The organism is Geobacillus sp. CX412 (assembly GCF_027942335.1).
Taxonomy (GTDB): Bacteria; Bacillota; Bacilli; order Bacillales; family Anoxybacillaceae; genus Parageobacillus_B; species Parageobacillus_B toebii.
On the sequence record NZ_CP103461.1, the window covers coordinates 3,381,158 to 3,395,121 of the forward strand.

A 13,964-nucleotide genomic window follows, 5' to 3' on the forward strand; every position below is an offset into this window, starting at 1 on the left:
CAAATAACCTTCCCCCTCGAAGTGCAAGCACTTCAGCGGGTGAAGAACATTTGGCTTCGAGAGCTGATCGCGGCGCTTCAGCATTTCTTATTGTCCAGCTTCGGCTCCTAGCCCCTCGGGCCGCTTCGGTCTCGCTGTGGCGGCAACAGCCTCCTCGCGAGCCCTCCAGCGCCTGCCGGGGGCTAATCAGTTGCCTTCGCTTTTCGTTGTGGACGCTTCGTTTTGTTCAGTTTTCAAAGAACATTCTTTTTTAAAACGACCTTGTTAATATATCATTTTAAAATTTTATTGTCAATCACTTTTTGTTTTATTCGTTTTTCAAAAGCGACGTTTACTAATATATCAATTATGAATATAAAAGTCAACTACTTTTTTAAAAATCTTATGTCCCCTATGATTTTTTTGATCATAGGGGACATGATATCTTATTTATTACGCATTTGCGGGAATAACAATACGTCACGAATAGACGGTGAATTTGTTAATAGCATAACAAGTCGATCAACGCCAATACCTAAACCGCCTGTTGGTGGCATTCCATATTCAAGCGCTTCAATGAAGTCCTCGTCCATCTCGTGCGCTTCGTCATTTCCTTGCTCTCGCTCTTTCAGCTGTGCCTCAAAGCGCTCACGTTGGTCAATCGGATCATTTAACTCAGTAAATGCATTCGCGTGTTCACGACCAACGATAAACAATTCAAAGCGATCTGTGAAGCGCGGATCGTCTGGATTTTTCTTCGCTAACGGCGAGATTTCTACCGGGTGTCCGTAAATAAACGTCGGTTGAATGAGCTTGTCCTCTACTTTTTGCTCAAAAAACTCATTAACAATATGACCAAACGTCATGTGCGGCGCTATTTCAACACCATGCTCTTTTGCCAATTCTCTAGCCTCTTCATCGCTCATTTGTTTCCAAAAATCGACACCTACGTATTCCTTAATCGCATCTACCATATGAAGTCGTTTCCACTCAGGAGTTAAATCAACTGTATGCTCTCCATATTGGATTTTTGTCGTTCCTAATACCTCTTGCGCGATATGAGCAATTAAATTTTCTGTCAATTTCATAATATCGCGGAAATCTGCATATGCTTCATATAGCTCAAGCATCGTAAATTCCGGATTATGTCGAGTAGAAATCCCTTCATTACGGAACACGCGCCCAATTTCATATACCTTTTCTAATCCGCCGACAATTAAACGTTTCAAATGAAGCTCGATCGCAATCCGCATATATAATGGCATATCCAACGCATTATGGTGAGTGATAAATGGACGAGCTGCTGCTCCTCCGGCAATGGAATGCATCATCGGTGTTTCTACTTCTAAATAGCCGTGGCTGTCCAAGTAGCGGCGCATCGCTTGAATAATTCGGCTGCGAGTGATAAACGTATTTTTGCTCTCCGGATTCATAATTAAATCTAAGTACCGTTGACGATAGCGTTGTTCAATATCTTTTAGTCCATGGTATTTCTCTGGAAGTGGACGCAATGCTTTCGTTAAAAACTCATAAGAAGATACTTTAATGGACAGCTCTCCTACTTTTGTTTTAAATACTGTTCCATAAACACCGATAATATCTCCTAAGTCAGAAGTTTTGAAAAGCTCGTATTGCTCCTCACCAACTGTATCTTCACGAACGTAAATTTGAATTTGCCCCGTAACATCTTGAATATGGGCAAACCCAGCTTTACCTTTGCCGCGTTTTGTCATAATACGTCCGGCAACGGCAACTTTTATTTGTTTCTCTTCTAGCTCTTCTTTGGATAAATCCCCATATAAATCAAATAACTCTTTTGCTTTATGTGTGCGCTCAAACCGTTTTCCAAACGGATCAATTCCCATTTCTCTCAATTTATTTAATTTTTCCCTACGGACTAGTAATTGATCGTTTAATTCTTCATGACTCATATGGCCTTCACTCCATTTAAAAAAGTTTTTATGAAAAATACTGCCAGCAACGGCTGGCAGTGAATAACCGCAATCTTTTATTGATCCATTTACACAGCCTGTGCATTCGCCTGTTCTTTGCTTTCTACTTCTTCGGCAAAGTTAAGTAAAAGGGTGGCAAGCTGTTCACGAGTGTCACATTCATTAATGGCATTGCGAATTTTTGCGTTACCGCGCACCCCTTTTAAATACCATGCCGCATGTTTCCGCATTTCTTTTACTGCAATATGCTCGCCTTTTAATGCAATGAGGCGATCTAAATGTAAAAGACATACTTCTATTTTTTCTCTTACCGTTGGTTCCGGGATTAATTCCCCTGTTTCTAAATAACGGACTGTGCGGTAAATCATCCATGGGTTTCCAAGTGCAGCGCGTCCGATCATCACGCCGTCCACGCCTGTTTCTTCAAGCATCCGCTTTGCATCTTGCGGTGTTTTTACATCCCCATTTCCAATGACAGGAATATTCACTGCTTCTTTTACTTGTTTAATGATATTCCAATCTGCTTTTCCTTCGTACATCTGTACTCTCGTTCTTCCGTGAACCGCTACTGCCTTACCGCCAGCGCGTTCTACAGCTTGCGCGTTTTCTACTGCGTAAATATGATTTTCGTCCCAACCGATTCGCATTTTTACTGTCACAGGTTTTTCCACTGCATCTACAATGGCGGCAACTACATCATAAATCTTATTTGGATCTAAAAGCCATTTCGCACCCGCATCGCATTTCGTGACTTTTGGAACAGGACATCCCATATTAATATCGATGATATCCGCATTCGTATGTTTATCGACAAATTTTGCGGCTTCTACAAGCGTTTCCTTTTCTCCGCCAAAAATTTGCAAACTTAATGGTTTTTCCCGTTCATCAATATATAACATGCCTAGCGTTTTTTCGTTATTGTACACGATCCCTTTATCACTTACCATTTCCGCACAAACAAGCCCTGCCCCAAACTCTTTTACCGTGAGACGGAATGCCGAATTGCACACACCGGCCATTGGAGCAAGAACAACACGATTTTTAATTTCTACATCTCCGATTTTAAACATCGGTTTACCCTCCTTTCTTATTCCCTAGGCTCTGAACGTGGCGGTGCAAGCTCTTCTACAGATATATTTAACCGTTCGGCAATTTTCTCTATTAATTGCTCCGACGGTAAGCGATTTCCACGCTCAACTTCTCCTAAAATGGACACAGATACCCCCAGATCTTTTGCCAATTTTTCCTGTGTATATCCTTTCAGCTTTCGAAAAGCGCGAATACGTCTTCCCCATTTTTCTGCTTCCATACACGAACTCCTTCTTTGTCAGGTAGTCGATCTATGAGGCATGCTAAACGTTCAGAAATATTTGGAAAATGGATATCGTGATTTAATTCCAATAACGGAATCATAACAAACGCCCGCTCTGTCATACGCGGATGAGGAATGATAAGTTGTTCTGTTTCAATATTTTCATGATTATATAATAAAATGTCAAGGTCTAACGTTCGTGGTCCCCACCGTATTTCCCTTTTTCTCCCAAGTTTTTGTTCGATATTTTGCGTGACGTCTAGCAATGCAAAAGGAGAAAGAGTTGTATAAATTTTTATAACCATATTTAAAAACTTATCTTGATTCACATAACCGACCGGTTCCGTCTCATAAATAGATGAAGCAGCAGTGACGGAAATTTGTTCATGTCTATCCAACATTTTGACAGCTTCCCGCAGGTAATATAGGCGATCACCGATATTAGAGCCAAGAGCAATATACGCATAATTTTCCATCTAACGACCCCTTACAATTTCTACTGCTACAGATTCATAATGACCTTGAATGGGTGGATTTGGTTTTGTCACTTTAATCGTACAACGAGCAACGGTTGGAAAAGAAGATAAAATTTGCTCCGCAATCGTCTCTGCTACTGCTTCGATTAACGCAAATCTCCTTTTCTCGACAACATTTCGGCAAATATCATACACTTCCGCATAATTAATGGTATCATCTAATCGATCGCTTTTTCCAGCCTTTTGTAAATCCGTTTCGAGAATGACATCTACAATAAAGCGCTGTCCAAGCACATTTTCTTCGGGAAGGACGCCGTGATATCCATAAAACTCCATCCGATGAAGATAAATTTTATCGATCGCTCTCCACTCCTTTTCCAAGCATTGCATCCATCATTTTCGCCATTCGCGCAATCGGCAATACATCATGAACACGGACGATGTGAGCTCCCTTTACGATTCCGAGGCATACGGTCGCTCCTGTTCCTTCGACTCGTTCATTAACCGGTAAATCAAGAACATGGCCGATGAATCGTTTCCGTGATGTTCCCAATAGCAGCGGGTATCCCAGTTTGGCAAATTCATCTAAACGCCGCATGACTTCTAAGTTATGTTCCAATGTTTTCGCAAATCCAATACCTGGATCTAAAATAATATTTTCATCTTTCACCCCTGCGCGTTTTGCGATTGCAACACTTTCCATTAAATCAGAAATCATGTCGGAAATTAAATCACGATATTGAAGATCATGACGGTTGTGCATTAAAATAATCGGAACATCGTAAAAAGCGGCAACTTCTGCCATCTTTGCATCCGCTTTTGCTCCCCATACATCGTTAATAATATGTGCTCCCGCTTCGATCGCTTGCTTTGCAACTTCAGCTTTATACGTATCAATGGAAATAGGAACATCGATTTCTTGAGCGACTGCTTTCACCACAGGAATGACACGCCGTAATTCTTCTTCAAGCGATACCTTTTCTGCACCAGGGCGGGTCGATTCCCCCCCAATATCAATAATATCTGCCCCATCGGCAACAAGACGTTTTGCATGCTCTACGGCACGATCGATATCATAAAACCGTCCGCCGTCAGAAAAAGAGTCTGGCGTTACATTGACAATGCCCATGATCATGGTCTTTTTCCGTAAATCTAACTCATAATCCCCGCAGCGAAGTACAAAAGAAGCTGCATTTGTTGTACCATCATTCATTCAATCCTTTCTGCCAACTCATGTCTTGTCCATAAAAATGGTGTGAAGCGCTTGTAATACCTTTGCAAAAATGAAGTAACAATCCCATCAGCACCTGGATAAGTACGACCATTCATTTGATAAATAGGGACGATTTCCTGAATGGAATTGGTCACAAATATTTCATCCGCCTGTTGCAGATGGTCAAGTGTATAAAAACCTTCCTCATATTCAATGTTTAGCACGTTCAACATCGCAATCACAAATTGTCTTGTTACTCCATTTAAAATTCCTGTATGAATCGCCGGAGTGTATACCGTTTTATTTTTTACCCAAAAAATATTGGAGACAATTCCCTCAGCAACATACCCTTGTTCATTCAAAAAAATGCCTTCCACATCGGTACGGCTGCCGATTTCCCGTTTGCCTATAATATTATTCAAATAATGATGCGATTTTAAGCGTTCTTTTCCCTCCGGGGTGTTTCGTTTTGTTTTTAGAACTGTTGCGATTTTGCCTTTTGCAAATGACGGAGGTGAAAAAGGCTTCATATACATAATGATCGTCGGTTCATCATACTCACTCGTTTGCAAACCAATATCCCCGATGCCTGCCGAAATATTGAAACGAACGTAAGCATTTCGCAAACCATTTGCTTCTAACAGACGACGAAGTATCTCCATGACTTCACCGCGAGTAAAGGATTTGACAATATTCATCTCTTGTAAGCTATGATTTAACCGTTCCAAATGGTCGTCTAGCAAAAACGGATGCCCATCATATGTACGAAACGTTTCAAATACACCAAGACCATACAAAAAACCGTGGTCAAACGGCGAAATACGCGCTTCGTCTTTATGAACGACATCTCCATTGATATATACATACATACTGTTATCGAACCCTTTTATATGTTTGAATAAAGTTTTCCAACAGCTTCATCCCGTGACTCGTCATAATCGATTCCGGATGAAACTGAACCCCTTCAACCGGCAATGTTTTATGGCGAATCGCCATAATTTCGTTTTCTTCTGTCCAAGCGGAAATTTCAAAACAATCTGGCAATGTTTCTTTTTCAACAATAAGAGAATGATAACGAGTGGCCGTAAACGGGCTAGGAATATTGGCGAAAATGGTTCTTCCATCATGGAAAATTGGCGACGTTTTACCGTGCATTAAACGGTCAGCACGAATGACTTTTCCCCCAAATACTTGAGCAATCGCTTGATGCCCAAGGCAAACTCCAAAAATCGGAATTTTCCCTGCAAAGTATTCGATGGCTTCCATGCTGATGCCCGCCTCATTAGGAGTGCAAGGACCAGGCGAAATCATAAGAAAATCAGGGCTTAGTGTCTCTATCTCCTTAATCGTAATCTCGTCATTTCGTTTTACGATTAATTCTTCCCCTAACACGCCTAGATATTGCACTAAGTTGTATGTAAAAGAATCGTAATTATCAACCATTAAAATCATCGATCTCACCTCATGCTCTCAATAGTTTCTCTGCTTCGCTCAGCTCTTTTGCTTTCCAAAGGGCTGTCGCCTTTTTCAAACATTCCTGATATTCATGTTCAGGGTGGGAATCCATAACAATTCCAGCTCCCGCTTGCACATGAGCTATTCCGTCTTTGCAATCATCGTGCGAATCGCAATTTGAATTCCATATCCCCTCGAAGCTAATCCACCCGATGGAACCAGTATATACACCCGACGTATCGGCTCCAACTCTTCGATAATTTCCATTGTCCGTACTTTTGGAGCACCAGTAATCGTACCGCCAGGAAACATTGCTTGTATAATATCAAATACATCTTTTCCTTGCTGCAATTTTCCCGACACATGGGACACAATATGCATAACGTGGGAATAACGTTCGATTGTCATCCATTCATCTACTTTTACTGTACCATATTGCATACACGTCCTAAATCGTTGCGCTCTAAATCGACAGCATTACATGCTCCTGCTATTTCCTTTTCGTTTTTTCTTTTGTTTGGATGATACCCGCAGGAGTTAACCAATAATACTATATCGTCCGCCCTGACCGCTTTCTAGCAGAGCATGATACGGCTCACCAGCGGCAAGCATCTTATATTGCCGAAACCAATCATGTTTCGAATAAGGAATCGTTCGCCTCTTTCTATTTCTCCATTTCCGCACAGCGATATCACTCCCTTTATTAGCTATGCATTTCTTATTGTACAATGAGTCGCGGAACATATCATTACAAAAAATTTCGACAGGGGTCCTCCCCTGTCGAAATAGGATGATTACTCCTCAAATTGATAAAGCGGTGTACTTAAGTAACGTTCTCCGTTACTTGGAATAATTGCCAGCACTTTTTTTCCTTTTCCAAGTTCTTTGGCGACCTTCAATGCAGCATGAATAGCGGCACCAGAAGAAATTCCGCCAAGTATTCCTTCTTCGCGAGCAGCGCGGCGAGCAGCGGTGAACGCTTCTTCTGTTGTAACGGTAATGACTCCATCATAAATGCTTGTATCTAAAATGTCCGGCACAAATCCGGCGCCGATTCCTTGAATTTTATGAGGACCTGGTTTTCCGCCCGATAATACTGGTGAATCAGCAGGTTCTACGGCATAAATTTTAATGTTTGGATATGTTTCGCGAAGCACTTGTCCTGCCCCTGTAATCGTTCCGCCAGTACCGACGCCGGCAATAAACGCATCTAATTGGTCGCCCATTTGCTCAACAATTTCTTTTCCAGTCGTTAACCGATGGATTTCTGGGTTTGCCTCATTCTTAAATTGTTGTGGCATAAAATAGCCATGCTCTCTTACTAGCTCTTCCGCCTTCGCAATCGCGCCGCGCATTCCTTCGCTTCCTGGTGTTAGCACTAATTCAGCGCCATATGCGCGCAACAAATTGCGACGTTCTAAACTCATCGTATCTGGCATGACTAAAACCGCTTTATACCCTTTTGCCGCGGCAACCATCGCCAATCCAATTCCGGTGTTTCCGCTTGTCGGCTCTACAATCGTGTCACCAGGTTTTAATTTTCCGGCTTTTTCCGCCGCTTCGATCATCGCTAAGGCAATACGGTCTTTGACGCTGCTGCCAGGGTTCATAAATTCCAGTTTTAAATATACATCGGCGCTATCTTCATCAACAATGCGGTTTAATTTCACTGCAGGCGTATCGCCAATAAGCTCTGTAATGGAGTTTACTGTTCTTGCCATCTTTCCACCCCTAATCCCGATTAATTTTATCGAATTTGTTTAAAATGTATCAGTTATTGATGGAATTGTCAATCATTTTAATTTTTTGCTTCTGCAAGTTGTTTTAATTGTTCGAGCTCTTCTTTTGTAAAATGATACGTTTCATTACAAAAATGACATGATGCTTCGGCATACCCTTCTTTTTCCATAATGTCTTGAATTTCTTGTGGACCTAAACTAATAATCGCATCGGCAATTCTCTCCCGCGAACAGCGACATACAAACGAAACAGGAAGTGTTTCAAGTACTTTGACATTTCCCTTTCCAAGCAGTTCCTCTAAAATTTCTTCCGGTGTTAGCCCGCTTTCAACCATTTTCGAAACTGGAGGAATCGTTTGTAAACGCTGTTCGATTTGTTCAATCGTCTTCTCTTCCGTTCCCGGCATCAGCTGGATGATAAAGCCTCCTGCCGCCAATATCGTGTTGTCTGGATTCACAAGTACACCAACCCCGACAGAAGACGGAACTTGTTCCGAAGAAGCAAAATAGTACGTGAAATCTTCACCAAGTTCCCCGGAAATAATCGGCACTTGTCCTGTAAAGAAATCACGCAATCCTAAGTCTTTTACAACCGTTAACATGCCATTTTTGCCTACCGCTTTTGCCACGTCTAATTTCCCATGTTCGTTTAAATCAAAGTGAACGTGTGGATTTGTGACGTATCCACGCACCTCTCCCTTGGCGTTGCTGTCGACCAAAATGGTGCCGATTGGACCGCCGCCATCAATTTTAATCGTTAATTTATCGTCTCCTTTTAACATGGCTCCCATCATGACCCCCGCCGTAATAGCCCGGCCAAGCGCTGCGGAAGCAGTCGGCCATGTTTGATGGCGGCGCTGTGCCTCGCTAACGGTATCTGTTGTTCGTGCGGCATATGCTCTTACTTGTCCATCATAAGCTAAGGCTTTCACTAAGTAGTCTGACATACACACTCAACCTTTCATTGTTTTTTATCAACGTTTTTCTCGTATAAAATTTTTAATCCTGTCAGCGTCAAAAACGGATCAACAATATCAATCACACTAGATTCGCTGGCAATTAAGGACGCTAACCCTCCTGTTGCAATCACTTTTGGAGGAACAGAGCTTTTTGCTTTCATCCGCGAAACAATGCCCTCTACTTGCCCCACGTATCCATATAAAATTCCAGCTTGCATCGCACTAACAGTATTTTTCCCAATAATGTCATCCGGACGGGCAATTTCGATACGAGGCAATTTCGCAGCTCGCGCGAAAAGCGCTTCCGTGGAAATCATAATCCCTGGAGCAATAGCGCCCCCCATATATTGTTTATGTTCATTAATATAACAATACGTCGTCGCCGTACCAAAGTCGACAATAATGAGAGGGCTGCCATACAAGTGAATGCCGGCAACCGCGTTCACAATTCGGTCTGCCCCTACTTCTCGCGGATTATCGTATTTAATATTCAGTCCTGTTTTAATCCCTGGCCCGACGATAATCGGCTTAATATGAAAGTATTTTAAACACATTCGCTCAAGCGCAAACATAATCGGCGGCACCACGGAAGAGATAATAATACCATCAATGTCGGAAAACTGAAGCCCGACATGGTTCAATAACGCCTTGATCGTCATGGCGTATTCATCTTCCGTTTTGCCCCGGCTCGTTTCGATGCGCCAATGATGCTTTAATTCATCGCCATCATATACTCCTAACACCGTATTGGTATTGCCAACGTCTAACACAAAAATCATCGTTTCATCACCACTTCTCATAAATTGTTACTTTCTACATCATATCATATCTTGTTTTTACTCGGATAAAAAAAAGATGTCCCTTAAAAAGAGACATCTTACTCATCTTTCTTTTGAATATTTATTTTGACGTCATTGTTATCCTCATTATTTTTATTGTCATTGCCATTATTTGCATCACGGTTTGGCAATGTTCCATGTTCAAATAAATGTTTAATTTGTTCTGCATCTAACGTTTCTACTTCTAGCAATGTAGTAGCGATTAACTCCAGTTTATCACGATGTTGTGTTAAAATGTTTTTCGCCTTCTCATAACATTCTTTAATAATCCGTTGAATTTCTAAATCAATTTCATATGCAATTTTATCGCTGTAGTTTTGCTCATTGTGCAAGTCACGCCCTAAAAACACTTGCCCGCTCGGCTGCCCAAATTGCAATGGACCAAGCTTCTCACTCATTCCAAACTCGGTGACCATGCGGCGAGCAATGTTCGTCGCACGTTGGAAGTCATTATGCGCCCCTGTGCTCACTTCGTTAAACACAATTTCTTCCGCAACGCGCCCGCCTAATAAACCGGTAATTTTATCTAACAAGTCTTGCTTTGTCATAAAATAGCGGTCTTCTTTCGGAAGCATAACCGCGTAACCACCGGCTTGGCCACGTGGAACGATCGTCACTTTATGCACCATTTCCGCATTATCAAGCACCATACCAATGACGGTATGACCCGCTTCATGGTATGCAACAATGCGTCGCTCTTTTTCTGAGATGACGCGGCTTTTCTTTGCCGGTCCGGCGATGACACGGTCTGTCGCCTCATCGATGTCGCTCATATCAATTTTCTTTTTATTCCGTCGCGCCGCAACAAGGGCCGCCTCGTTCAACAAGTTTTCTAAATCAGCACCAGAGAAGCCTGGTGTACGCATTGCAATCGCTTTTAAATCAACGGATTCATCAAGCGGCTTATTGCGAGCGTGTACGCGCAATACCGCTTCACGCCCTTTTACGTCCGGACGGTCTACCGTAATTTGCCGGTCAAAACGACCTGGACGTAACAATGCTGGGTCTAAAATATCCGGGCGGTTTGTCGCTGCGATGATAATAATTCCTTCGTTTCCATTGAATCCATCCATCTCGACAAGCAATTGGTTGAGCGTTTGTTCACGCTCATCATGTCCGCCGCCAAGACCTGCTCCGCGTTGACGGCCAACCGCATCAATTTCGTCAATAAAAATGATACATGGCGCGTTCTTTTTCGCGGTTTCGAACAAATCGCGCACACGTGACGCACCGACACCAACGAACATTTCTACGAAGTCGGAACCGCTGATGGAGAAAAACGGTACGCCAGCTTCTCCTGCAACCGCGCGCGCAAGCAACGTTTTCCCTGTCCCCGGAGGCCCAACAAGAAGAACTCCTTTCGGAATACGGGCGCCAAGCTCCACAAACTTCCGCGGATCTTTTAAAAATTCCACAATTTCCACAAGCTCTTGTTTTTCTTCATCCGCACCAGCAACATCGCGGAAACGAACTTTTTTCTTGTCGTCCGTATATAAGCGCGCCCGGCTTTTTCCAAAGTTCATTACCCGGCTGCCGCCGCCTTGCGCTTGGTTCAACAAGAAGAAAAACAAGATAAAAATGATGACAAACGGGATGATTGAAGTGAAAAAGGTGACCCATCCGCTCGTTTCATCCGCAGGCATTACTTCCACTCTTGTTCTTTTCGCTGCAGCGTCAATACGGTTCAGCACCGTATCGCTGTTCATGACATAAGTGGAAAAGTATTGATCCTCACTGTACGTTTTGAGCTGTCCCCTTATCTCATACACACCGCGCTCCGGTTTCATGGAAAACGATTTAACATCGCCATTTTCTAAATGTGTAATAAAGGCATCGTATGTCATCGGTTCCGTCCGTTGATTGCTTCCGTTAAAGAAGCTGACTACACCGATCACAACGAGAAAAATCAATAAGTAAAATATGGTATTTCGGAAGATCCGATTCATCTCTTGCCTCCTCCCATATGAAACACACTATACTCAATAGTATCATAGAAAATTGTATAAATACAAACAATTCGCTAGCGGCTGAAAAAGCAAACTACTTATTGTACACTTCCGGTTTCAGCACTCCGATAAAAGGAAGATTACGGTATTTCTCACAATAGTCTAAGCCATAGCCGACAACAAATTCGTCAGGAATGATAAAACCGGCATAATCTGCTTGAATATCCGCCTTGCGTCCGGAAGGTTTATCTAATAAGGTAACAATTTTAATCGAGTTCGCTTTCCGATAACGGAATAAGTCGACTAAATAACTTAATGTTAAACCACTATCAATAATATCCTCGATAATTAAAATGTCACGCCCTTCCACAGAAGTATTTAAATCCTTTAAAATTTTCACTTCGCCGGACGATACCGTCGCGTTTCCATAACTGGACACATCCATAAAATCCATTTCTAAATATGTATCGATATGCTTTAACAAATCTGCCATAAACGGCATGGCCCCTTTTAGTACTCCGACGGCTAACGGAAAACGCCCTTCATATTCTTCTGTCAACAGCTTGCCTAGCTCCTTTACCTTTTCTTGAATTTGCTCCTCCGTAATAAGTATTTTTTGGATATCGTCTTTCATCCCCATCTTTCTTTTCCTCCTAGATGTTCATTGCTCTTTATAGTGTAATACAATGTAGCTTGCTTTTGTAACATTTGTTGCTTCAAAATTTGATTTTTTTAACTTCGGAACCCATAAAATATTTCCTTGCGCGTCTTCTACAATTGGCCAGCGATCCCTTTCATATAAAGGAATTTTCGCTTCAATGAAAATTTCCTTAATCTTCTTTGTCCCTTTTGTCCCTTTCAACGTCATCCGGTCACCAGCGCGGCGTGTTCGTACTCGTAACGGAAGACGAACCGCTTCCGGATCAATAATAAATACATCGTTTCCCTTCTGTTCTTTCGGATAGTGTTCCCAAAATTCACTAATGATTACATGATTGTTTGGGAGGGGCAATACAGCTGGAATATCCAGCTCGAATGCATAGCTTATATCTTCTTTTTCCTCTCGAAATGTAAACAAGCAACGGTCATAAGAACGAATGACTTTTAAGCCATGCGGAAAGTCTAATCTTCCTGAAGGATGGTCGCGGTTTAAAAACGTAAATATATTATGGATATGTACAGACGAAAGGGAAGAAGGGATGTCTTTATAAAGATAGTTCAATATTAGTTGAATCCCTCTTCTTTGTAAAGGTTTTGGCATCGCCTGAAATGGTTCAATTTTTAATGCAACCGTATCATGTTGTTTTTCCATTACTTTATTCATCGCATCTTTCGCTAATTCCTCTAAAAATAACTCATCTTCCATTACCATTTCACTATACGATTGGAACCGCTCATGAAGACGCGGATTTTCTTTTTTTAAAAATGGAATAACATGGTGGCGAAACCGATTTCTTGTATAATCATCTTTATCATTACTAGCATCATGACGAGGCGTAATTTGATGTTGTCGACAATACGCATCAATATCTGCACGGCTGATCGCCAAAAACGGGCGAATAATATATCCTCCGTAAAATGGGCGCTTTGCCGGAATACCGGCATAGCCTTTGCTAGTACTGCCGCGCACAAGCCGCATTAAAATCGTTTCAACTTGGTCATCGCCATGATGGCCTAAAGCTAAATAATGCGCTTTATATTTTTTCATCAGTTCACCGAAAAAACGGTAACGGCATTGACGCGCCGCCTCTTGAACACCTAATTTGGACTCGCGCTGGAATGCCGGAACATCCATTTGCACCGCCTCACATATAATACCGCGCGCCGCGCAAAAATGTTTCACAAAATTCATATCTTCCTCTGACTGTTTACCGCGAAACATATGATCTACATGTGCGGCGATCAACGTGATATTCCATTCTTGTCGAATCGACCAAAAAAAATGCAACAGCGCTAGTGAATCCGGTCCTCCCGATACGCCAACAATGACCGTCGAATTCGGAGTGAGCAGCTCATGTTTTTTTATAAACTCGTACACTTCCGCAATCATTCGGAAAAACCCTCTTTATAATAACGTAATTCTAAAATTCATCG

At 42.1% G+C, this 13,964-nt stretch carries 17 protein-coding genes; all 17 read right to left on the bottom strand.

Annotation, left to right across the window (positions count from 1 at the left end; translation table 11 throughout):
* Positions 1 to 425: 425 nt before the first annotated feature.
* Positions 426 to 1,910, bottom strand: a complete 1,485-nt coding sequence (gene lysS, locus NXM86_RS17700) for a lysine--tRNA ligase (protein ID WP_012748852.1) — start codon at positions 1,908 to 1,910, stop codon at positions 426 to 428.
* Positions 1,911 to 1,999: 89 nt separating this feature from the next.
* The gene (gene dusB / locus NXM86_RS17705) at positions 2,000 to 3,001 is read right to left on the bottom strand and encodes a tRNA dihydrouridine synthase DusB (RefSeq protein ID WP_062677399.1); all 1,002 of its coding nucleotides are present in this window, start codon (positions 2,999 to 3,001) and stop codon (positions 2,000 to 2,002) included.
* Between the two features lie 17 nt (positions 3,002 to 3,018).
* Entirely contained in the window at positions 3,019 to 3,240 is a 222-nt protein-coding gene (locus NXM86_RS17710; protein WP_062677400.1) for a helix-turn-helix domain-containing protein, read from the bottom strand.
* Entirely contained in the window at positions 3,192 to 3,719 is a 528-nt protein-coding gene (gene folK, locus NXM86_RS17715; protein WP_012748850.1) for a 2-amino-4-hydroxy-6-hydroxymethyldihydropteridine diphosphokinase, read from the bottom strand. The genes NXM86_RS17710 and folK overlap by 49 nt, the downstream gene beginning before the upstream one ends.
* Positions 3,720 to 4,055 carry a dihydroneopterin aldolase gene (folB, locus tag NXM86_RS17720; protein WP_498959063.1) on the bottom strand — a complete coding sequence of 112 codons (336 nt, stop codon included), beginning with the start codon at positions 4,053 to 4,055 and terminating at the stop codon, positions 3,720 to 3,722.
* Positions 4,056 to 4,071: 16 nt separating this feature from the next.
* Positions 4,072 to 4,932, bottom strand: a complete 861-nt coding sequence (gene folP / locus NXM86_RS17725; protein ID WP_498958389.1) for a dihydropteroate synthase — start codon at positions 4,930 to 4,932, stop codon at positions 4,072 to 4,074.
* Entirely contained in the window at positions 4,929 to 5,801 is an 873-nt protein-coding gene (pabC, locus tag NXM86_RS17730; protein ID WP_012748847.1) for an aminodeoxychorismate lyase, read from the bottom strand. Before pabC ends, folP begins: the two co-directional genes overlap by 4 nt.
* A 4-nt stretch (positions 5,802 to 5,805) precedes the next feature.
* Entirely contained in the window at positions 5,806 to 6,384 is a 579-nt protein-coding gene (gene pabA, locus NXM86_RS17735) for an aminodeoxychorismate/anthranilate synthase component II (RefSeq protein ID WP_062677403.1), read from the bottom strand.
* 10 nt (positions 6,385 to 6,394) lie between these two features.
* Positions 6,395 to 6,499 carry a hypothetical protein gene (locus tag NXM86_RS17740; RefSeq protein ID WP_498958390.1) on the bottom strand — a complete coding sequence of 35 codons (105 nt, stop codon included), beginning with the start codon at positions 6,497 to 6,499 and terminating at the stop codon, positions 6,395 to 6,397.
* Positions 6,500 to 6,528: 29 nt separating this feature from the next.
* Positions 6,529 to 6,828, bottom strand: a complete 300-nt coding sequence (locus NXM86_RS17745) for a chorismate-binding protein (RefSeq protein WP_498958391.1) — start codon at positions 6,826 to 6,828, stop codon at positions 6,529 to 6,531.
* A 96-nt stretch (positions 6,829 to 6,924) separates the two neighbouring features.
* The gene (locus NXM86_RS17750; RefSeq protein ID WP_498958392.1) at positions 6,925 to 7,071 is read right to left on the bottom strand and encodes a hypothetical protein; all 147 of its coding nucleotides are present in this window, start codon (positions 7,069 to 7,071) and stop codon (positions 6,925 to 6,927) included.
* 110 nt (positions 7,072 to 7,181) lie between these two features.
* Complete coding sequence (cysK, locus tag NXM86_RS17755; protein WP_498958393.1) at positions 7,182 to 8,108, bottom strand: cysteine synthase A; 927 nt, start codon at positions 8,106 to 8,108, stop codon at positions 7,182 to 7,184.
* A gap of 77 nt (positions 8,109 to 8,185) precedes the next feature.
* On the bottom strand, positions 8,186 to 9,073 hold the full coding sequence (hslO, locus tag NXM86_RS17760) for an Hsp33 family molecular chaperone HslO (RefSeq protein WP_012748843.1): 888 nt from the start codon (positions 9,071 to 9,073) through the stop codon (positions 8,186 to 8,188).
* A 14-nt stretch (positions 9,074 to 9,087) separates the two neighbouring features.
* Positions 9,088 to 9,864, bottom strand: a complete 777-nt coding sequence (locus NXM86_RS17765) for a type III pantothenate kinase (protein ID WP_012748842.1) — start codon at positions 9,862 to 9,864, stop codon at positions 9,088 to 9,090.
* Positions 9,865 to 9,962: 98 nt separating this feature from the next.
* Positions 9,963 to 11,870 carry an ATP-dependent zinc metalloprotease FtsH gene (gene ftsH / locus NXM86_RS17770; RefSeq protein ID WP_062677404.1) on the bottom strand — a complete coding sequence of 636 codons (1,908 nt, stop codon included), beginning with the start codon at positions 11,868 to 11,870 and terminating at the stop codon, positions 9,963 to 9,965.
* Between the two features lie 94 nt (positions 11,871 to 11,964).
* A complete protein-coding gene (gene hpt, locus NXM86_RS17775; protein ID WP_081189187.1) occupies positions 11,965 to 12,510 on the bottom strand; it encodes a hypoxanthine phosphoribosyltransferase in 546 nt (181 codons plus the stop codon).
* Between the two features lie 21 nt (positions 12,511 to 12,531).
* Positions 12,532 to 13,920 carry a tRNA lysidine(34) synthetase TilS gene (tilS, locus tag NXM86_RS17780; protein WP_012748839.1) on the bottom strand — a complete coding sequence of 463 codons (1,389 nt, stop codon included), beginning with the start codon at positions 13,918 to 13,920 and terminating at the stop codon, positions 12,532 to 12,534.
* Between the last annotated feature and the right edge of the window lie 44 nt (positions 13,921 to 13,964).

What these genes read in the sequence shown, in the direction of transcription:
- NXM86_RS17710 (WP_062677400.1), bottom strand. Translation starts at nt 3,240, where the DNA reads ATGGAAGCAGAAAAATGGGGAAGACGTATTCGCGCTTTTCGAAAGCTG.
- folK (WP_012748850.1), bottom strand. Translation starts at nt 3,719, where the DNA reads ATGGAAAATTATGCGTATATTGCTCTTGGCTCTAATATCGGTGATCGC.
- folP (WP_498958389.1), bottom strand. Translation starts at nt 4,932, where the DNA reads ATGAATGATGGTACAACAAATGCAGCTTCTTTTGTACTTCGCTGCGGG.
- dusB (WP_062677399.1), bottom strand. Translation starts at nt 3,001, where the DNA reads ATGTTTAAAATCGGAGATGTAGAAATTAAAAATCGTGTTGTTCTTGCT.
- hslO (WP_012748843.1), bottom strand. Translation starts at nt 9,073, where the DNA reads ATGTCAGACTACTTAGTGAAAGCCTTAGCTTATGATGGACAAGTAAGA.
- tilS (WP_012748839.1), bottom strand. Translation starts at nt 13,920, where the DNA reads ATGATTGCGGAAGTGTACGAGTTTATAAAAAAACATGAGCTGCTCACT.
- ftsH (WP_062677404.1), bottom strand. Translation starts at nt 11,870, where the DNA reads ATGAATCGGATCTTCCGAAATACCATATTTTACTTATTGATTTTTCTC.
- cysK (WP_498958393.1), bottom strand. Translation starts at nt 8,108, where the DNA reads ATGGCAAGAACAGTAAACTCCATTACAGAGCTTATTGGCGATACGCCT.
- hpt (WP_081189187.1), bottom strand. Translation starts at nt 12,510, where the DNA reads ATGGGGATGAAAGACGATATCCAAAAAATACTTATTACGGAGGAGCAA.
- NXM86_RS17765 (WP_012748842.1), bottom strand. Translation starts at nt 9,864, where the DNA reads ATGATTTTTGTGTTAGACGTTGGCAATACCAATACGGTGTTAGGAGTA.
- NXM86_RS17740 (WP_498958390.1), bottom strand. Translation starts at nt 6,499, where the DNA reads ATGGATTCCCACCCTGAACATGAATATCAGGAATGTTTGAAAAAGGCG.
- lysS (WP_012748852.1), bottom strand. Translation starts at nt 1,910, where the DNA reads ATGAGTCATGAAGAATTAAACGATCAATTACTAGTCCGTAGGGAAAAA.
- pabA (WP_062677403.1), bottom strand. Translation starts at nt 6,384, where the DNA reads ATGATTTTAATGGTTGATAATTACGATTCTTTTACATACAACTTAGTG.
- folB (WP_498959063.1), bottom strand. Translation starts at nt 4,055, where the DNA reads ATGGAGTTTTATGGATATCACGGCGTCCTTCCCGAAGAAAATGTGCTT.
- NXM86_RS17745 (WP_498958391.1), bottom strand. Translation starts at nt 6,828, where the DNA reads ATGCAATATGGTACAGTAAAAGTAGATGAATGGATGACAATCGAACGT.
- pabC (WP_012748847.1), bottom strand. Translation starts at nt 5,801, where the DNA reads ATGTATGTATATATCAATGGAGATGTCGTTCATAAAGACGAAGCGCGT.